Annotated in this window: 20 protein-coding genes and 1 other RNA gene; 4 read left to right on the top strand and 17 right to left on the bottom strand. The window is 34.2% G+C overall.

Features of this window, described 5'->3' with window-relative positions; genetic code table 11:
• Positions 1–152: 152 nt before the first annotated feature.
• From HYI43_09715 to HYI43_09785, 15 genes are all read right to left on the bottom strand, one after another.
• Positions 153–1,466: an MFS transporter gene (locus HYI43_09715; protein ID UDI79299.1), complete on the bottom strand. Its 1,314-nt coding sequence runs from the start codon at positions 1,464–1,466 to the stop codon at positions 153–155.
• Between the two features lie 55 nt (positions 1,467–1,521).
• Positions 1,522–2,082: a cysteine hydrolase gene (locus tag HYI43_09720; protein ID UDI78814.1), complete on the bottom strand. Its 561-nt coding sequence runs from the start codon at positions 2,080–2,082 to the stop codon at positions 1,522–1,524.
• A 447-nt stretch (positions 2,083–2,529) separates the two neighbouring features.
• Positions 2,530–3,546: a hypothetical protein gene (locus tag HYI43_09725; protein ID UDI78815.1), complete on the bottom strand. Its 1,017-nt coding sequence runs from the start codon at positions 3,544–3,546 to the stop codon at positions 2,530–2,532.
• A gap of 333 nt (positions 3,547–3,879) precedes the next feature.
• Positions 3,880–4,241, bottom strand: a transfer-messenger RNA (tmRNA) gene (gene ssrA / locus HYI43_09730).
• A 242-nt stretch (positions 4,242–4,483) separates the two neighbouring features.
• Complete coding sequence (smpB, locus tag HYI43_09735) at positions 4,484–4,954, bottom strand: SsrA-binding protein SmpB (protein UDI78816.1); 471 nt, start codon at positions 4,952–4,954, stop codon at positions 4,484–4,486.
• 24 nt (positions 4,955–4,978) lie between these two features.
• A complete protein-coding gene (gene rnr / locus HYI43_09740; GenBank protein ID UDI78817.1) occupies positions 4,979–7,357 on the bottom strand; it encodes a ribonuclease R in 2,379 nt (792 codons plus the stop codon).
• Between the two features lie 41 nt (positions 7,358–7,398).
• Positions 7,399–8,139: a carboxylesterase gene (locus tag HYI43_09745; GenBank protein ID UDI78818.1), complete on the bottom strand. Its 741-nt coding sequence runs from the start codon at positions 8,137–8,139 to the stop codon at positions 7,399–7,401.
• Positions 8,140–8,361: 222 nt separating this feature from the next.
• Positions 8,362–8,595: a preprotein translocase subunit SecG gene (secG, locus tag HYI43_09750; GenBank protein ID UDI78819.1), complete on the bottom strand. Its 234-nt coding sequence runs from the start codon at positions 8,593–8,595 to the stop codon at positions 8,362–8,364.
• Positions 8,596–8,662: 67 nt separating this feature from the next.
• On the bottom strand, positions 8,663–9,133 hold the full coding sequence (locus HYI43_09755) for a hypothetical protein (GenBank protein ID UDI78820.1): 471 nt from the start codon (positions 9,131–9,133) through the stop codon (positions 8,663–8,665).
• Between the two features lie 275 nt (positions 9,134–9,408).
• Entirely contained in the window at positions 9,409–10,713 is a 1,305-nt protein-coding gene (eno, locus tag HYI43_09760) for a phosphopyruvate hydratase (protein ID UDI78821.1), read from the bottom strand.
• A 152-nt stretch (positions 10,714–10,865) separates the two neighbouring features.
• Positions 10,866–12,383 carry a 2,3-bisphosphoglycerate-independent phosphoglycerate mutase gene (locus HYI43_09765; GenBank protein ID UDI78822.1) on the bottom strand — a complete coding sequence of 506 codons (1,518 nt, stop codon included), beginning with the start codon at positions 12,381–12,383 and terminating at the stop codon, positions 10,866–10,868.
• A 2-nt stretch (positions 12,384–12,385) separates the two neighbouring features.
• Complete coding sequence (locus HYI43_09770; GenBank protein UDI78823.1) at positions 12,386–13,147, bottom strand: triose-phosphate isomerase; 762 nt, start codon at positions 13,145–13,147, stop codon at positions 12,386–12,388.
• A 127-nt stretch (positions 13,148–13,274) separates the two neighbouring features.
• Positions 13,275–14,465, bottom strand: a complete 1,191-nt coding sequence (locus tag HYI43_09775) for a phosphoglycerate kinase (protein UDI78824.1) — start codon at positions 14,463–14,465, stop codon at positions 13,275–13,277.
• Between the two features lie 142 nt (positions 14,466–14,607).
• Positions 14,608–15,615 carry a type I glyceraldehyde-3-phosphate dehydrogenase gene (gene gap / locus HYI43_09780; GenBank protein UDI78825.1) on the bottom strand — a complete coding sequence of 336 codons (1,008 nt, stop codon included), beginning with the start codon at positions 15,613–15,615 and terminating at the stop codon, positions 14,608–14,610.
• Between the two features lie 48 nt (positions 15,616–15,663).
• A complete protein-coding gene (locus HYI43_09785) occupies positions 15,664–16,680 on the bottom strand; it encodes a sugar-binding transcriptional regulator (GenBank protein ID UDI78826.1) in 1,017 nt (338 codons plus the stop codon).
• Between the two features lie 342 nt (positions 16,681–17,022).
• Between HYI43_09785 and HYI43_09790 the strand changes: the two genes are divergently transcribed.
• Complete coding sequence (locus tag HYI43_09790; GenBank protein UDI78827.1) at positions 17,023–17,241, top strand: hypothetical protein; 219 nt, start codon at positions 17,023–17,025, stop codon at positions 17,239–17,241.
• A gap of 177 nt (positions 17,242–17,418) precedes the next feature.
• On the opposite strand, the gene HYI43_09795 is transcribed toward HYI43_09790, so the two are convergent.
• Positions 17,419–18,216 (bottom strand): DUF4887 domain-containing protein, encoded by a 798-nt coding sequence (locus HYI43_09795; protein ID UDI78828.1) that lies wholly within the window; start codon positions 18,214–18,216, stop codon positions 17,419–17,421.
• Between the two features lie 198 nt (positions 18,217–18,414).
• On the opposite strand from HYI43_09795, the gene HYI43_09800 reads away from it, so the two are divergent.
• The 3 genes from HYI43_09800 to HYI43_09810 all read left to right on the top strand — a co-directional run bounded on the left by HYI43_09800 (position 18,415) and on the right by HYI43_09810 (position 20,011).
• Positions 18,415–18,594 (top strand): hypothetical protein, encoded by a 180-nt coding sequence (locus HYI43_09800; protein UDI78829.1) that lies wholly within the window; start codon positions 18,415–18,417, stop codon positions 18,592–18,594.
• 300 nt (positions 18,595–18,894) lie between these two features.
• The gene (locus HYI43_09805; GenBank protein UDI78830.1) at positions 18,895–19,791 is read left to right on the top strand and encodes a TIGR01777 family protein; all 897 of its coding nucleotides are present in this window, start codon (positions 18,895–18,897) and stop codon (positions 19,789–19,791) included.
• A gap of 22 nt (positions 19,792–19,813) precedes the next feature.
• Positions 19,814–20,011 (top strand): hypothetical protein, encoded by a 198-nt coding sequence (locus tag HYI43_09810; GenBank protein ID UDI78831.1) that lies wholly within the window; start codon positions 19,814–19,816, stop codon positions 20,009–20,011.
• Positions 20,012–20,110: 99 nt separating this feature from the next.
• Here HYI43_09810 and clpP read toward each other — a convergent pair whose 3' ends face one another.
• Positions 20,111–20,704, bottom strand: a complete 594-nt coding sequence (gene clpP / locus HYI43_09815; GenBank protein ID UDI78832.1) for an ATP-dependent Clp endopeptidase proteolytic subunit ClpP — start codon at positions 20,702–20,704, stop codon at positions 20,111–20,113.
• Between the last annotated feature and the right edge of the window lie 137 nt (positions 20,705–20,841).

A 20,841-nucleotide genomic window follows, 5' to 3' on the forward strand; every position in this document is an offset into this window, starting at 1 on the left:
TATTGTTTGCATTATACAATATATATCTTAATTTTCAAATTTTTATTTTCCAAAAATAAATATAATACAGACTTCATTTGTTAATTCAAATCATTTTTCAGAAACAAAAAAGGGCTAATCAAAGCCCTTAAAATGTTCATCTATTGAACGTCTTATTTAGATTTCAAACTATTGCCACCGAATATGGTCAATATCAAAATAGCGATAGCAATTATGGACGCGACAAAGCCTAAAGCATGTATCGCATACGTCAAGTTACTATCTTTAAATAAAATACCAGTAAGTGTAGAAGATACAATCGCACCTATATACCCTGCTGTTCTTAATAATCCTGCTGACATACCAATAATAGATTTAGGTGCTTGATGGTAAACTGCATTCTGATTCGCTAAATTGAGTAGTCCTTGCGGTAATCCAAATATAGCTGATAATACTATGAGTATCACTAGCGGTGTTGAACTATTGATAAATTGAAAACCAATCATAGTGATTAAAGCACCTAATGCACCTATATACAATTTAGCTCGAATCGATAATCGTGACCCTGATAATTGTGCCACAGTAATTCCAACTATAAATTGAGGCAACATCATTAAACCAGCATGTGTCGGTGATAAGCCTCTATCTTCCTCTAACCATTGAACGTAACTATACAAAACACTATATGAAATCAGCATTGTAAGAAACATTCGAAGATAGGTATTATTTAGCACAATGTTATGACTTAATACTCTTAAATCGATAAATGGTTTTCTAGATTTTAATTCAAAATAGATAAAAATAATTAAACTTAACAAGCCTAGTAAAAATAACACCGCAGTTTTACGACTCGGTTCCATGAAGAATATCATCCAAGACGCTAACGTCATTGTAAATAATAGGATTCCGATAACGTCAACTTTGTCTTTCAATGCTTGTAATTTGTCTTTCACTACTATTTTCGGAAAATAAAGATAGCCAAAAACAAACGCAAGAACAGACAATGGTAAATTGACGATAAAAATAGATTTCCATCCACCGAAACCAATTAACAAACCACCTAGAGTTGGTCCAACAATCGCGATGATTTGGTTACTTATCGCTAATATCGTCAGTATTGAACTTGGACTTTCTTTACCCGTACGATCAGCTTCATACTTAATCAAATACATGGCAGATGGATAACCTGCACATGTTCCTATTCCGATTAAAAACCGGGCAAGTACTAGCCCATAAAATGATGGCGTAAATAGCGCAATTAAACTTGCTAAACCTACCAAACTTGTCGCAAATAAAAACAAACTTCGTGGTCCAAAAGTATCCACTAACTTTCCTATTACAGGCTGGCCAATACTTGTAGCCAAGTATAATGAGGAAATAAGCCATGCCGTTTGATAAAACGGTACACCAAAGGCATGTGCAATAGGTACAAGCGCCACTGCAAGCATAGATGAGTTAATTGGATTCAAAATAGAACCTAATATCATGGGTGGATATAACTTTGTATTAAACGTAGGTGCGGTTGAAGCGGTTGAATTAGAATTAGTCACTCATGTCATCCCACTCTGATGTTGAGAGAACATCACCATATTTAGGGAAAATATCACGCGTTAAAAAGTGATGAACTTGTTCATCTCTATCCATCATAGCGTCTTTTAAAAATGTTAACTTATAGTCTTTATCACTAGCTTCTACAGCAGTTGAAAGTACAACACCACTTGTCGCTACCCCTGTAAGCATTAAGTGATCAACTTGTAAGCCTCTTAATAACACCTCTAAATCACTTCCTGTAAAGGCGCTCACGCGTTTCTTAATAATAAAATGGTCGTTGGATTCAACATTTAAATCATCAATAATTTGTGTTTCCTTGTCGTCAACTGACATAGGTCTACCACTATTTTTAATTTGATTAAAACGTTTATTATTAGATGAGATTTCACCATAATTTTTTGAAAAGGCGACTCTCACAAAAATAACCGGAATGCGCTTTGATCGAGCAACTGTTATGGCATCATTCGTTGCTTGAATTAACCCGTGTGTTTCAGCTAATGAATTCACAATACCATTTTGCATATCCATTACTAATAGTGCTTTTTTATTCATGTAAATACTCCCTTTCAATTAACAAATACATTTAAAAATCGTATCACATTAATTGAAAGAATTAAATTTATTAGTTTGTTTAACCATTTTGGACTTAAAAAAATTTAATGAAAGTGCTAATTTTAGAAAATAAAAAACGTTGAAACGATTCGTTCCAACGTCTTGTCTACATTTATTGAAATTTGCATTTCAAATCCGATAATCAATGTATTTGTTTTAAAGTCCACGCACGACCGTTGACTAAAAAGAGAGCAAGTCCTACCTGCTCTCTTTCCTAAGTTATTTAAAACTTATTCTTAGCTATGCAATGTATTTCGGTTTATAACGTCCACGCATTGTCGTTGACATTTATATTATAACATTTTTATTAAATATGTCAAGATTAATAAATTTAATATAATTTAGTTGTGTTCATCCAATATATTTTGGATATGAACATGTTGCTTATCAAAAACGCTTAGTCCATGCTTTAAATAGCTTATTGTTTTGGAACTTCACAGTATACATCGTGTATCTATTAATAGAATTTACGATATCATTTACAATCTTTGTATTAACATGCGATTTTAATAATTCGTCTATCTCTATTTTACATTCATTATAAATTGTAGTGATATCAATAACATTTTGTACGTCTAATAGTTTTGTTATTTTCACTCTGCATTCAGCAATTAACATTTTATCAGCCTTTTCTTTGTCCATAATTTTTCTTTTTTGAATATTACGTGCTTCAGCCTCTTTTAAAAATTGCTGTCGTTTTAACTCTCGTTCTTTTCTTAATGCTTCTTGTTCTTTTTCTCTTTGAATACGTCTTTCTCGTTCTAGTTCTTCTAGATACGCAAGATATTTCTTTTTATGAAAATAATCAATCAAAGCAAAGACTTTCTGTTCGATGTTGGTGGGCAAAGCCATACTATACTTTTTAAAATCATTAATTAATTCAATATTCTTACTCGTAATAGGCTTTGATGAATTCGAATTAAATTCTTCCACATCTAACTCAGAGATCGTATTCCACTCTTTATACATGTTTATCACTTTACGATGATACTCTGAATCATTCATCAATTTATCATGATTTAAGAGTACATCATCCAACCAATCATCTAACAAGAACATATTCTTTCTAACCTGATAAGCAATACGATTCGGAATGCCACTATGTTCTTTAAAATGTTCAATCCCAAGTTTTATAATACTATCTTTTGACTTTGATCGTAGTATATATTGATACTTTAATTCTTTTCCGCATTCACAATATAACGGGTTATCATTACAACTCGTTCGGTAATTTTCATTTACTTTAAAGTCGATAAGTTCCCACTCTTCTGAATGGCGATACATATCATTGATTAATATATTCTTTTTTCTGTATTTATAATACATAAACAGTATTTCTCTTTGGTTCTCAGTTAATTGACTGATTAAAGCATGTCTCTGTTTCTCGTTATTCACATATCTCAAATAACCACCTCTTCTACTTATAAGGTTAACTTTAGTTCATTTCACATTAATCTGATGGTTGGATTTGTATGTTTGCATATGTAAAAAAGAGATATGACTAATCACTCATTAATCATATCTCATTATCAACACTATGATATTCAATTATAATGCCTAGTCTCATAGCAGACGGCTACTACTGTACATGATTTTGTTTTTTAAAGTCCACGCATGGTCGTTGACTTAATTATATTATAATAATTTTATATAATAAATACAACATTTATATATTTTAACCTAGAAACGTTTAAATACAAAACAAAAAGCCTACAACCACAAGGGTTGCAGGCTACATAGTGGAGACGGCGGGATTCGAACCCGCGTCCAGAGGTCCTGATACACACCTTTCTACGTGTGTAGTCTATTGATAAATTTCGCATAATAGTAAGCAACAGACAACCAGTATTATGCTAGTTTGATTGGATTTCATCTAAACAGACTTCAAACGGCAGTGTTTAGCATATCCTACTAGGGTTGAATCGCGTTAACAGCACGTAGGAGATGCTGTTAGGCGATGCAGAGTGCTATTACGCAGCTACTGCGAAATTATTGTTTGATTTGTCAGTTATATTTACTGAAATGTGTTGATGTCGGAGACAACCCTCCGACACGCTTAATGTGCTCGAGGGACCCCTGTCGAATCCAAAAACGCCCCCGAAATAATATTAGATACGTTTAGTATATAACAACCCCTTAAGGTATCATATACAAACGCAGTACTTGATTGAACTGAGAAGTTGCTAATATATAGCGCTTCTCAGTTCTAATCATTCTTGCGAGATTGAGATGATGCACTCGAGTAGAATGTCACCCCAATCGCTAACCAACGTATCAGTTAATTCACAACATCAGTTATCATACCAAATAGCGACCAATTAAGCAACAAACGCGCTTACGCTTAATAACGGTCTTTGATTGCACGATCAACGTCACGTTTCATTGCTTTATCTTTTAAAGCTTGGCGTTTATCGTGTATTTTCTTACCACGTGCTACACCTAATAAGACTTTACACTGACCATGTTTCAAATACAATTTTAATGGGATAAGTGAATATCCAATTTCTCTCGTACGTTCTCCAAGTTTAATAATTTCCTTTTTATGGAGTAATAACTTTCTAGAACGTAAAGGGTCATGATTAAAACGGTTTCCTTCTTCATAAGGTGCAATATGCATATTATTAATGAACATTTCGCCACGTTTTACTTGCGCGTAACTATCTTTTAAATTGGCACTACCACGGCGAATGGATTTAATCTCTGTTCCTTTTAATGCAATGCCCGCTTCAATAGTATCTTCAATATTATAATCATGTCTGGCTTTACGGTTTTCAGCTAGTGTACCGGGTGATTTTGTTTTTTTCTTAGCCATTAGTCTCTGTCACCTCTTTGCTGATTATTTTTTCTTACGACGTGATTTTTTCTTCACACTTTTATCTTTATAGAATGGTTTGTGATTGGTTTTACCTTGTTTATCACGACTACGTTGGTTTTTACCTTTTCGTTGCTTACGTTTTTTCTTCTTACCTTTATGATCATCATCTTTAGATTTATCTAGAGATTTACCACGTGTTTTAGCTTGGATGGTCTTCCCTCTTGCTGGACGTTGACTTCTATCATTCTTCGGTAAAGGCATGCCAACGATTTGGAAGTCTATCATACGTTCATCAACATCTACATGTGTGACTTTCACAGTAACTTGATCACCAATACGGAATACTTTAGCTTGTCGTTCACCAATTAATGCCATTTGACGTTCATCAAAATGATAATAATCATCTGTCATATTTGAAATGTGAACCATACCTTCAATAGTGTTAGGTAGTTCAATAAACATACCAAAGTTTGCAACAGAGCTTACGATGCCTTCAAATTCATCACCGATATGTTGAATCATATATTCAGCTTTTTTCAATTCATCCGTATCGCGTTCGGCTTCAATTGCACGACGTTCACGTTGTGACGTATGTTCAGCTAATTCAGGTAATTTATCTTCCCATTTGTGCAATTCTTTATTATTCATTGAATGATCGATGAGATATTTTCGAATTAGACGATGAACCGTTAAGTCAGGGTAACGTCTAATCGGTGATGTGAAATGGGTATAGTATTCTGCTGATAAACCAAAATGTCCTAAGTTCGTATCATCATAATGTGCTTGTTGCATTGAACGTAACATCATTGTTGAGATAACCATTTGTTCTGAACGGCCTTCAACTTCTTCCTGAATCGATTGTAATGTTGAAGGATGGATATCTTCACCTGTACCTTTAATCATAATACCGAAGTTTGTAATAAAGTCGAAGAATTGTCTTAAACGATCTGATTTCGGTTGTTCATGGACACGGTAAATGAATGGTACTTCTAGTTTATTGAAATGTTCAGCCACGGTTTCGTTAGCAGCTAACATAAATGATTCAATTAAACGTTCACCTTCACCACGTTCACGTAAAACCACATCAGTTGGTAGACCCTCATTATTAACTAACACTTTGGCTTCACTAATATCGAAGTCAATTTCACCACGACGTTTACGCATTTGAATGAGACGATTTGATAAATCTTGTGCTAAATCAAGCATTGGTGTAATTTCTTGATATTGTTTGCGAACGTTTGGGTCCTTTTCAGTGATAATTTGATTCACCGCATCATATGTCATTCTGTAATTAGAATGAATGACACTATCGAATATGTCATGTTTAACCACGTCGCCACGTTCATTAATCTCCATGCGACAACTGAGTGTTAAGCGATCAACTTCAGGGTTTAATGAACAAATACCATTACTCAAGCGATGTGGAATCATTGGAATCACACGGTCTACTAAGTAAACACTTGTCGCTCTATCGTAAGCTTCTTTATCTAATGCTGAGTCTTCTTTAACATAGTAGCTTACATCAGCGATACTTACAGTTAATTCAGTATGACCGTTTTGTAGTTTCTTCACACTTATGGCATCATCTAAATCTTTGGCATCTGCACCATCAATGGTAATCGTTAATTCATCACGTAAGTCAGTACGACCTTTAATTTCTTCAGGCTTAATATCTTCAGGTACTGCTTCAGCTTCTTTCAAAACATTATCAGGGAATTCGATTTCAATACCGTGTTGATAAATGATAGATAGGATATCTACGCCTGGATCATTTTTATGGCCGAGTATCGCTGATACATGTCCTTCTGGATTATCCGTACCGTCCGCATACTTCGTAATTTGAACGAGCACTTTATGGCCATCTACGGCACCAAGACTTTGGCCTTTCGGAATGAAGATGTCTTGCATAATTCGTTTATCATCCGGAATGACAAAGCCAAAGTGTTTTGCTTCGCTATACGTACCTACTACTTGGGTTACAGAATGTTTCTCAATTGATTTAACTTCACCTTCAATTTTACCTTTATGTTCACCTTTAGATTTTTGGATTTCAACAATGACTGTGTCACCATCTAATGCACGGTTAATCTTAGTTGGTGGAATAAAGATATCATCCATACCTTCTTCTTCAGGTCGTAAGAATGCGAAGCCCTTCTTATTTTGACTTAACGTCCCTTTAATTAATTTAGAATTTGAACTTTTATGTGATTGTTTACGTTGGTATCTATCTGTCTTAGTTCGTTCAACTAATCCTGCTTGTTCTAGTTCTACTAGCACCTTTATTAAATCTCTAAATGAGTCGGCACTATTAAGACCTAAAGCATCTTGAAAATCAGATACCGACATCGGTTCGTAATCAGGTTGCTTTATGATTTCTTCAATGGATTGCTTTAAATTCATCATGCCCCTCCTTTCTTCTTTCATTTCATATTTTAAATTTATTATTCAGACCAATCTAAAGATTCTAAGAAATTGTATACGTCTTCGAATACTTGTTCTTTTTCTTTATCGATTGTAATGACATGTCCTGAATTTGCATACCATTTGATGTCTTTTTCATCTGAGTCGACATTCTCGTATATATAATTTGCTGATTGAGGATTAATCATTTCATCATTTTCAGCTTGTACTACTAATATTGGATCTAATACTTCATCGATTTCGTTTCTAACGTTATTTAGTGTTTCGCTTAACTCTTTTAACGTTTCAGTAGGATGGAAGTCTTCCATTTCTTTATCGATTGTGGCTTGATCTTTACCTTCATATTTTTTAAAGTTTCGTGCATATTCTAAAAAGCCTTCATATATTGCACCTTGCGTTTTACCTTCAGCGGGTGCACACATAGTTACAATACCCTTTACAGGACGATTTAAGCTAAGTTTCAAGGCGAAGACACCACCGAGAGATAAACCTGCTACGGCAATTTCTTCATAGCCTTGGTCCACTAAATAATCATAACCATCAAGCACATCTTTAAACCATACATGCGGACTTGATTTCAAGATTTCTTCCGGTGGAGCTGCATGTCCCTCGTATTGAGGTGCATAAGATGTGTAGCCTTTTTTCTGTAAAAATCTTCCTAACTGTCTTACATCTGATGAGTTACCAGTAAACCCATGTAGAAGTAGGACTGCACGTTTACCTTCTTCAAAGAAGAACGGTTGTGGTAATTTAATTTGCATTTCTAAATCCCTCTCCATCACAATATCTACGTCTATTTACATCATGAGACATCAAACGACGCCTCTCATTTACATTTATTTGCCGTGTATGCTATTCCCTGATTCTCATGAAAATATACATACCCTTATCGTGCACTTTAGTGTTTAAAACTTGAATATCTATTTAAAGTTTCGTCATTCTTTATTATAAATAAAAAAGCCCGACATTAACATCGTCGGACCTTATAAACCTAAGTAACTTATACCAATCATAATTAAGAAGAAAATGATTGCTAAAATAATTGTTAATCTATGCAAGAATAAATCGACGCCACGTTGTTTTTGTTTACCAAATAACTGTTCTGCGCCACCACTAATAGCACCTGAAAGTCCATTACTTTTACCTTCTTGGAGTAATACAACAGTGATTAATGCAATACAATCAATAATTAATAGTACTATGAAAAGTGTATGCATGAAAATTGTCCTCCATTCATTATATACGTTCCGAATTATACCATATTTCTCATTAGCTTATCAATGACTAGCGATTAAACGTACTCTTACGCATAATTGACACGACTAACATGTACAGTGCCAAGACTGTTGAACCGATAATAACAATTAAGATAGGCACAATAAACATCACTGATTTTACAGCCATAATCGCATTGATAACCATTGCTAAATTGACTAGTGTAAACAATACGTTAGACACATATACAGCAAACATAAACCACCATAAATATTTATGACGATTCCATAATGCTATAACACCAGCTAGGTACGCTAGGATATACATGATGCCCGTATATCTGAAACTATTTAAGATATTGGCCACACCACTATCGCTTACTTTTTGACCGGCACGTGATAGTAATGATTTAGCTGTTTGTGTGTCTAAGGCAATAAAGTTATGAATAATTAATAATATGCAGAATATTAAAGAACTGTAAGCGACTAATTTTGCAGTATTTCGTTCTCTTTGACTAGGTTGAGTAGGCTGATTCTCCATGTTCCATTCTCCTTCTTTCAATTACACGCCTATTATATCAGTTTGTATAGGTAAATTAAATAAGTTCCATTGTGCCGGTAGTTTATTCAGAGTGATGTATCATTTACAACCCTATGTTGGTAGCTTCATCGTGATATAGTTTATTCCTACTGAAAATGGGCACAAATAGAGGTGTGGGGTCTCCATTTTCAAAAACAAAAAATACCTGCCACAGTCTCAACTCTGTGACAGGCAATATACATTTGCGTGAACTCTTATAAAATGTCGAATCTCTATTATTTATCTAAATTGTAGAAAGATTTGATGCCATCAAATTTAGCAGTTTCAAATAATTCGTCTTCGATACGTAATAATTGATTGTATTTAGCAATACGGTCAGTTCTTGATAATGAACCTGTTTTGATTTGGCCAGCGTTTGTAGCTACAGCGATGTCTGAGATTGTTGTATCTTCAGTTTCACCTGAACGGTGAGAAACTACTGCAGTGTAACCTGCTTTTTGAGCCATTTCGATTGCATCGAATGTTTCAGTTAATGTACCGATTTGGTTAACTTTGATTAAGATTGAGTTACCGATACCTTGTTCAATACCTTTAGAAAGGATTTCAGTGTTAGTTACGAATAAATCGTCACCTACTAATTGAACTTTGTCACCGATACGGTCAGTTAATTGTTTCCAACCGTCCCAGTCGTTTTCATCCATACCATCTTCGATAGTGATGATTGGGTATTTACCAATTAATTCTTCTAAGTAGTCAACTTGTTCTGCAGCGCTACGTTTAGCACCGTGTTCACCTTCGAATTTAGTGTAGTCATATACACCATTTTCGTAGAATTCAGAAGATGCACAGTCAAATCCTAAGAATACATCTTCACCTGGTTTGTATCCTGCTTTTTCAATCGCTTTGATGATTGTTTCTACAGCATCTTCAGTACCGTCAAATTTAGGAGCGAAACCACCTTCGTCACCTACTGCAGTTTCTAAACCACGTTCACTTAAGATTGATTTTAAGTTATGGAAGATTTCAGCACCCCAACGTAATGCTTCTTTGAATGATTCAGCACCTGTTGGTAAAATCATGAATTCTTGGAATGCGATAGGTGCGTCTGAGTGAGAACCACCATTAACGATGTTCATCATAGGTACTGGTAATTGTTTACCATTAAATCCACCTAAATATTTGTATAAAGGTTGACCTAATAAGTCTGCTGCTGCACGTGCAACTGCGATAGACACGCCTAAGATAGCGTTAGCGCCTAATTTACCTTTGTTAGATGTACCGTCTAATTGAATCATCATTTTATCGATAGATACTTGATCTAATACTGAAAATTCACCTTCAACGATTTCTGGTGCGATAATTTCGTTAACATTATCGACAGCTTTAGTAACACCTTTACCGCTGTAACGTGATTTGTCTCCGTCACGTAATTCAACTGCTTCATGTTCACCAGTAGAAGCACCTGATGGTACTAATGCACGACCGAAAGCACCGCTCTCAGTTAATACTTCAACTTCAACTGTTGGGTTACCACGTGAGTCTAAGACTTCGCGAGCATAAACATCTGTAATAATTGGCATGTGTATAATCTCCTTTTAATTTAGAATCTATAGCTATTATAGCTTGATTTCATCATTTAATAAAATATTTGTATCGCATTAGGAAGTTCTCAATATAGGCATTTTAAAACGCCTTATATTGAAAACGTCTTCATGCATTTACACCAACAACATTAGTGTTTAATTAATGATTCTCCAGTCATATCTGATGGTTGCTCAACATTTAATAAATCAAGTAATGTTGGTGCTAAATCACCTAGACGACCAGTTTCACGTAATGTTACGCCTTCTTTAGTTACGATAACTGGCACTGGATTAGTTGTATGTGTCGTCATTGGTTGATCATCATCTGTTAACACTTGATCAGAGTTACCGTGGTCAGCTGTGATAATTGCATACCCATTCATGTCTAAGATTTTATCAACGACTTCACCTAAACATTCATCCACTGCTTCGATTGCTTTAATCGTTGGCTCTAACATACCACTATGACCAACCATATCAGGGTTAGCAAAGTTTAAAAGAATTAAATCTAAATCGCCTTTGTCTAACTCTTCAAGTAACGCATCTTTAACTTCATACGCACTCATTTCTGGTTTTAAATCGTAAGTAGCAACTTTAGGTGAATCGATTAAACGACGACGTTCACCTTCAAATTCTTCGTTACGTCCACCACTCATGAAATACGTAACGTGAGGATATTTTTCAGTTTCTGCAATACGTAATTGTTTTAAGTTGTTGTTTTGAGCAACTTCACCAATTGTGTTCGTTAAGTCTACTTTTTCGAAGACAATTTCAGCATCTACATTATCATTGTATTTAGTAAATGTAGCGTAGAATAAATCGTTGACTTGTTCTACTTTGAAACCATCAAAGGCTTTGTTAGTAAATACTTCTGATAATTGTGCTGCTCTGTCAGGACGGAAATTAAAGAAGATAACTGCATCTCCATCATTCACGCCATTATTTTGACCATCAACGATAAATGGTTCTACGAATTCATCCGTTAAATCTTGTGCGTAGTTCGCTTCAACGCCTTCTTTAGCTGAAGCATATGAAGGTCCTTCAAAGTTACGAATCGCGTTATATGCTTTTTGTTCACGATCCCAACGTTTGTCTCGGTCCATTGCATAATAACGACCAGAAATTGATGCGAATTGACCTACACCTAATGCTTTAAATTTAGCTTCTGTCTCTTCAATATATTTTAGCGCTGATTTTTGATCTACATCACGACCATCTAAGAATGCATGTACGTAAACTTTATCTAAACCTTTTTGTTTAGCAAGTTCTAATAATGCAAATAGATGTTGGTAATGACTGTGTACACCACCATCAGATAATAAACCAAAGACATGTAATGCAGAATGATGATCTTTAACGTGTTGCGCAGCATTATTTAATACATCATTTTCAAAGAAATCACCATCAGCGATAGATTTATTGATGCGTGTCAAACTTTGATAGACGATACGTCCTGCACCAATGTTCATATGACCAACTTCTGAGTTACCCATTTGGCCTTCAGGAAGGCCTACGTCTAAACCACTCGCTTCAATTTGAGTAGTAGGGTATTTGCTGTAATAGCGATCAAAATTAGGTTTGTGCGCTTGTTTTACTGCATTACCATGTTCACTCTCACGATTAGCGAAACCATCTAAAATGATTAAAGCTGTTGGTTGTTTAGCCATAATTATTTTGCACCTTCTAACAATTGTACGAAATCTTCAACTTTTAATGATGCGCCACCAACTAATGCACCATCGATATCTGATTGAGCCATGTATTCTTTAACGTTGTTAGGTTTAACACTACCACCGTATTGAATACGAGTTGCTTCAGCAACGTCTTGACTTGCAACTTCTGCAACTGTTTTACGTACTTGTGCACACATTTCATTCGCATCTTCTGAAGTAGCTGATTTACCAGTACCGATTGCCCAGATTGGTTCGTAAGCAATGACAACTTCTTTAAGTTGAGCTTCAGAAAGACCTTCTAATGCTTTTTTAACTTGATTACTAACGATTTCATTAGCTTTACCATTTTCGCGTTCTTCATCAGTTTCACCAACACAAATGATTGGTGTCATACCATGATTGAATACTGCGTGTGCTTTTTTGTTCACATCTTCATCCGTTTCATGGAACAATTCACGACGTTCTGAGTGTCCAATAACAACATATTTAACACCTAAGTCAGCTAGTGCTACTGGAGAAGTTTCTCCTGTGAATGCACCGTTGTCTTCAAAATAAGTGTTTTGAGCACCAATTTTTAATCCTTTTGCTTTGCCATCATTCACTAGCGAAATTAATGCGTCTAATTGAATTGTTGGCGCACAAATTACTGATTCAACTTCTTTTTCGTCAGGTAATGTTGGTAAGTTATTTACGAAGTCTTTAGCTTCTTGAACTGTTTTGTTCATTTTCCAGTTACCGGCTATGATTGGTTTTCTCATTGATTACACTCCTATATATCATATTTGTAATTTTAGCGTTAAATATTTTCTTAAGACGACACGCCTTAATCTTTATGCTTTTTCCCTTGAAAATGTTTTAAAAAACGTAGTGATTTTCCAAAGATAATTATTTATCATTAATTGCTTTAATACCTGGTAATTCAATTCCTTCAAGATATTCTAATGAAGCACCGCCACCAGTAGAAATGTGTGTGAAGTCATCTTCAAATCCTAAAGAAATTGCTGCCGCAGCAGAGTCACCGCCACCAATAATAGTTGTAGCATCTTTTAAGTTAGCAATGGCTTTACATACTCCAATTGTACCTTGAGCAAAGTTACTGAATTCAAATACACCCATAGGTCCATTCCATACTACAGTGTGTGCACCTTCTAATTCTTTAGAGAATAACTCAACTGTTTTAGGGCCAACGTCCATAGCTTCTTGATCTGAAGGAATGTCATCAATTGCAACTTCAGTAATTTTAGCGTCATTAGAGAATTCTTTTGCAACTTTTGCATCAACTGGTAAAACGATTTGGTCGCCATTACTTTCTAATAATTCTTTAGCGAAATCAATTTTATCTTCTTCTAATAGAGATAAACCAATTTCTTTACCTTGCGCTTTTAAGAAAGTATACGCCATACCGCCACCAATAAGAATTTTATCAGCGATATTCACTAAGTTTTTAATGACACCAATTTTATCTGAAACTTTTGCGCCACCTAAAATAGCAACTACTGGTTTATGTGGGTCATTAACCACGCCACCAATAAATTTAATTTCTTTTTCCATTAAATAGCCAGCTGCTGTTTCTAAGTGAGTAGAAATACCTACGTTAGAAGCATGTTCACGGTGTGCTGTACCAAAAGCGTCATTAACGAACACGTCGCCTAATGATGCCCAATATTTACCTAATTCAGGATCATTTTTAGATTCTTTTTTACCATCTAAATCTTCAAAACGTGTATTTTCAACTAATAATACATCGCCTTCATTTAAGTTTTTGATTGCAGATTCTAATTTTTCTCCACGTGTTTCAGGTACGAAAGTAACTTCTTTACCTAATTTTTCAGATAAAGCATCAGCTACAGGTTTTAATGTTAAACCTTCTTTGTCACTTTCTTCTTTAACTTTTCCTAAGTGAGAAAATAGAACTAATTTACCACCTTGTTCGATGATATATTTAATAGTTGGTAAAGCCTGAACAATACGGTTATCATTAGTGATTTTACCGTCTTTTAAAGGTACATTGAAATCAGCACGTTCTAAAACAACTTTTCCTTTTAAGTCTAAATCAGAAACAATTTTTTTTGCCATTATAATTTCCTCCTCTAATAGGAATTATTCATATAAAAATAAGCGGAGAAGCGTTAGTGCTCCCCGCTTACTCATAAGCTAACTTATTTCAATAATTTGTACAAGTGTACTGAGCACAAGTTTATTTAACTATGCTTCTAAATTATTTAGATAATTCTGCTAAATATTCTAAAGTACGAACTAATTGAGCAGTGTAAGACATTTCATTGTCATACCAAGCTGCAACTTTAACTAATTGACGGTCGCCTACTGACATTACACGAGTTTGTGTAGCGTCGAATAATGAACCGTAAGTCATACCTACTACATCTGAAGATACGATTTCGTCTTCAGTGTAACCGAATGATTCGTTTGAAGCGTTTTTCATTGCTTTGTTAACGTCTTCAACTGTTACGTCTTTTTCTAATACAACTGTTACTTCAGTTAATGAACCTGTAGCAACTGGTACACGTTGTGCACCACCGTCTAATTTACCATCGATTTCAGGGATAACTTTACCGATAGCTTTGGCAGCACCTGTTGAGTTAGGTACGATGTTTTGAGCTGCTGCACGTGCACGACGTTTGTCGCCTTTTTTATGAGGACCATCTTGAGTCATTTGGTCACCAGTGTAAGCGTGGATAGTAGTCATTAAACCTTCAACTAAACCAAATTCGTCACTTAATACTTTAGCAACTGGTGCTAATGAGTTAGTAGTACATGAAGCACCTGAAACAACTGTTTCTGAACCATCTAAGTCTTTATGGTTAGTGTTGAATACGATTGTTTTAACGTCACCTTTAGCTGGTGCAGAGATTAATACTTTTTTAGCACCTGCATTGATGTGTGCTTCTGCTTTTTCTTTTTCAGTGTAGAAACCAGTACATTCTAATACAACATCGATGTCTAAGTCGCCCCATGGTAATTTGCTTGCGTCTGGTTCTTCATATGATTTAACTTCTTTACCATTTACGCGGAAACCACCATCGATAACTTCAACTTCTCCTGTGAAACGACCTTGCATAGTGTCATATTTTAATAAATGAGCTAACATTTCGTCGTCTGTTAAGTCGTTTACTGCAACTACTTCAATACCTTCTACGTCTTGAATTCTTCTGAATGCTAAACGACCAATTCTACCAAAACCATTAATTGCTACTTTTACTGCCATTATAATGGCCTCCTTTAAAATGATATTTAAAAAGCTATTAACTTTTTATTACTTATTTAATATTACTTTTGCTGCTGCTTCATCAGTGATTAATACTGTGTTTTTAGGTGCAATACTTAAGTAAGCTTTAATTGCTTCTCCTTTAGATTGCCCTCCTGCAACAGCGAATATAAAATCTTTGGTTTCTAAATCTTCAAGCTGTAGTCCAATCGTCTTCACTTTGTAGACTACATTTCCTTGAGAGTCAAAATAGTAACCGAAAGCTTCTGCAACGGCTTGGTGATGTTGAAGGCTTTCAATCACTTCATCTGACGATTGTCTACGACGCGCCATCTTCAGCGCATCACCAATACCGTGAATTGTTATATTTGCTTGCTTAATTTTATCTAATGTATGTACCACGGAAGGTTCCATTAATAATGTATTGTAAGTAGATTCGCTCACATTATCTGGTACATATAGTGTTGTGTAATAGCCACCAGTCTGTTGGGCCATGCTAGCTGAAATCGTATTCGCTTGGTAGACCATATTTTCACCAAGACCACCACGAGCTGGAACGAAAAATACATTAAATGGTAGCAAGTGCATTGCACGACTAACATTAGCCATTGTTGAACCACCCGTTACCGATACAATTGCATCCTCGTATAAAATACTTTCAAGTAATTGTCCAGCTTGTCTTCCCATTTCAGACTTAACATTTTCTTGACTATCTGAATCACCTGGTATCACATGAACTTCTTTAATATTAAAATTCGATTTAATTTGTTCGGCCAACTGATTATCATCTGTATAAACATTAAAGTAATCATTAAGTTGTTTTAAAACTTCAGTGCCTTCATCAGTAATTTCCATTCCGGTTGATTTAACTTGGATTAGATCTTGCTTTTTCAACATATCCGTTTCAGATCTTAATACGCGTTCTGTAATATCCATATGTTCACTAAGGCTTCTTCTTCCTACTGGTTGATTGTTTGAGATAGTAGTTAAGATAGAAAAGCGACGATACATTTTATCGATTAAATCAGGTATCAACTTTTGCTGTATTTTAATCAGGTCTTTCACTACTACCTTCCTCCTTTATATCTAAAAGGTAACCAATAGTATAGAAGTGGGTTGACCAATTACGTCCCGCCTGGGACAAAATCCAACCTCTTACACTTGCAATAGTACTATTGTGTTTATGAAATTGCAAGAGAAAAACTCTAATATTTAAAATTATCTGTAAAATTCGCTATTTTAAGTAAAATATCACTATCAATCGCGTATTTCCATAGATAATTTCTCTTATTTTTAAATATTACCCTTAAAAACGAAATTGTATTCTTTTTCGACTTGCGATTCATTATTTTTATCTTTTTAAAATTTTCATATACAATTAAATAAAAAATGTGGGGAGGCTATGACATGACACGAGAAAATTCGAATGATGTAGAGGTTATTGACCCTTCTGATCGTAGATATAAAGATGATGACTATTTCAATGATAGAAACAATCATGAAACCAACAATTATTCAGTTCATTATCGTTATGGATGTGGCTGTCCTTTTGGTTGTCTTTCTTCAATATTCATTTCAGTTTTACTTTCAATTATATTAACGTTTTTATTGAATTGGATATTTTAACGTTTTATGAAGATATATTGAATTACAAATTCTGTTTATATATCATTCAGTATTTATTATCAATGGCAACAATTGTAAAAAAGGAGTGAAACGGAATTTTTAAAATCATTTCGTCGTTTCACTCCAACTTATTTAACTTGATAAATTTTATTAACCTGGACAGTTATTTATATAACGTTAGTTATCATCACTTGATGATTGTTGTGATGAATTACTTCGTGATTGTGCACTACTGCTTTGCACTGATTGTTGTGTCGCAGTTTGTTTCGTAGATGATTGTGTTGTTGTCTTTTGTTGTGTCTGTGGTGACTGTTGTGTTTGTTGTGTGCTATTTTGAGCATTTGATTGATTACTTTGTGAAGTTTGATTATTATGATCACTATCATTATTTGTAGTGTTATTTGATTTATCTGATTCTGTGCTATCGCTTTGGTTACTTGCTTTATCATTATTGCTATTACTATTAGCATCAGTATCCTTTTCTTCAGATGCTTGCTCTTCTGTGCTAGGTTCTTTTTTAGATGTATCTTCTTTCGTAGCTTTTTCTTCAGTAGTTGCTTCTTCTGAAGATTGTTTTGTAGGTTGTTTTTCTTGTGTTGTCGCTTGTTTCGTAGTTTTTTCTTGAGTAGATGGTGTTGCTTGATGTGTTTGACGTTGTTCTGTCTGTGGTGATTGTTTCACTGCGTTTTGTTGAGTAGCTTTATCATCACCATTATTATCTTCGGTTGTTTTCTTATCTTCACTCGTCTTTTTATCTTCTTTCGTTTTTTCTTTTTTATCTTTATGTTCTTCTGTTGACTGATTATTTAAACGTTCATTTGCTCTATTGGAATGATCTACAAAAGAAAAAATCGCAAAAGCCAATCCACCTAGTAAAAGGAGAACAATGACAGTACTAATTACTTTCGAAATACCACTCATTTTTTTCTTTTCCGGCTCTTCAAAGTCTTCTCTATTTCTATTCTTCTTAGACATAAGCTACCTCACTTTTAGATATTCTTTACAGTCCCCTGAATGTAGCATATTATTTTACAACAAATCTCTTGAAAATGATATTAAAAGGATTAGGAGATGAAAACAAATTGATATATAATCACTTATATATGATAACATCATAAGTAAATACAAACACTATTAATCTAAATTTTATTTTAATTTGAAAGTGTGATATAGATGCGACAAAATTTTTCGAAAGATATATTTGAAGATGATAAAGTACCAAATCGTGGATTAAAATCAATGATGATTAATAATGACAATTATGATGATTCAAATTCTTCCAAATTTGATTTCTTATTCATTTCAATCATTGTCGTTTCTTTAATCATATTATTCTTAATCTTTTATATTTAGTATTATAATAGACATATAAAAGGCCCATACGTTTCTCGCATGGGCTACTACTAAAGGGAGTCAAAATTGACCTTCGTTTGTATATTTTATGGGGTATACTCATTTAACTAAAAGATGTTGAAATCATCTATAGCGAAGGTACAACTTTATTATAACTTAACTTATATAAAATTAAATCCGGTTTACAGCATAAGAAATGACATATTATTGACTAATCATTGTATATTTTTTGAACATCATTTATTAGTTGTAAATAATAAAAATGAATATCTTAATTAAAAAATTAACAGAGGTGTATATATGAGACAATTCTTAATTACTGGTGGAACTGGAATGGTCGGTAGTCATTTAGTAAATGAATTAAAAAAACAAGACGTACACGTTACTATCCTAACGCGTAGTGACAAGGAAAGTGATGAACCTAAAATTTCATATGTTAATTGGTCTAAAGAAGGATGGGAAGATCAAGTTCCTGATATAGATGTAGTTATTAACTTAGCAGGTGCAACTTTAAATAAACGTTGGACACCGTCTTATAAACAACTCATTATGACAAGTCGTATACAGTCCACACAAGCACTGGTTGATTTATTTACTCAAAGAGAACATAAACCTGAAGTACTCTTTAACGCTAGCGCTATGGGCTATTATCCACCAAATCTATATCATAGTTACACTGAAATGTACCAAACGCTTCCTTTTGACTTTTTATCTGATGTTGTTTATCAATGGGAACGATTCGCTAAACGTTTCGAAGCATTTGGAACACGTGTTGTACTAGGAAGATTTAGCATGATTTTATCTGCTGATGGTGGCGCACTACAAACTATGAAATTACCGTATAAATACTTCGTTGGCGGTAAATTAGGTTCTGGTTTCCAATGGTATTCTTGGATTCATATCGAGGACTTAGTTAGCGCTATACTGTTCATTATTGATCATCCACAAGCTAAAGGTCCTTTCAATCTCGCTTCACCAATTGCAGAACGTCAAAATTTATTTGGTTATACACTTGCGCGTACAATGCATAAACCTCATGAAACATGGGCGCCTTCACTAGCTATGAGAGCTGTTTTAGGTGAGATGTCAACAGTTGTACTAGATACTCAAAAAGTTTTACCTAACAAACTGGATGCATTAGGTTTTAACTTTAAATATCCTAATTTGAAGCTAGCACTTGAAGATTTAATTGACTAATAGTCATAGGAGTTTTTGAAATATGAATGACAATAAATTAACTTATATTTTACTAATGATTGCTAGTATCTTTCTTATATTAAATGGGATTTTTGCATTCGAACATGATTTTATAATTATCTTAATGTCTATTTTATTCATTATTGTAGGCTTAGTACTTCTTGCTATCTCAATACAATTATTCTTGAAAAGTTCATCTCAAAATCGCAAACGTCAATAAAAGCAATTGTAACCATAAAAAAGCTCCCTTCAAAGTGTTCATTCATTGTCTACTTCGAAGGGAGCTAATTATATATATTATAATTCAAAAATAATGATATTATGCGTTTTGATCTTCAGGTTGCATTACGTTATCGATTAAGCCATATTCTTTCGCTTCATCAGCTGTTAAGAAATTATCACGGTCAGTATCTTGTTGAATTTTTTCAATGCTTTGACCTGTACGTTCAGCTAAAATTCTGTTTAATTTTTCACGTGTTTTTAAGATGTGGTTAGCAGCAATTTCAATTTCAGTTGCTTGACCTTGTGCACCACCTAGTGGTTGGTGAATCATTACTTCAGCATTTGGTAATGCAAAACGTTTACCTTTAGCACCAGCAGCAAGTAAGAATGATCCCATTGAAGCTGCCATACCAATACAAATTGTTTGTACGTCTGGTTTTATATGTTGAATTGTATCATAAATTGCGAAACCAGCTGTGACACTACCACCTGGAGAGTTGATATATAAATAGATATCTTTCTCAGAGTCTTGCGCTTGTAAGAATAGCAATTGTGATACAATTGAATTTGCTACATTGTCATCAATAGCAGAGCCTAACATGATGATGCGGTCTTTTAATAAACGAGAGTAAATGTCATACGCACGTTCTCCACGATTTGTTGTTTCAATAACTGTAGGAATTAAATTCATTTATATTTCCTCCTTATGATTAACTGTTATTTTGTATTTTACATCAAAAGTCAAAAATGGTCAAAAATTAAACTCACTCTTCCATAAAATTTGACCATATTTTAAAATATTTTGTACACTATAAACTACATACAGAT

Source organism: Staphylococcus taiwanensis (genome assembly GCA_020544305.1).
GTDB classification, from domain to species: Bacteria; Bacillota; Bacilli; order Staphylococcales; family Staphylococcaceae; genus Staphylococcus; species Staphylococcus taiwanensis.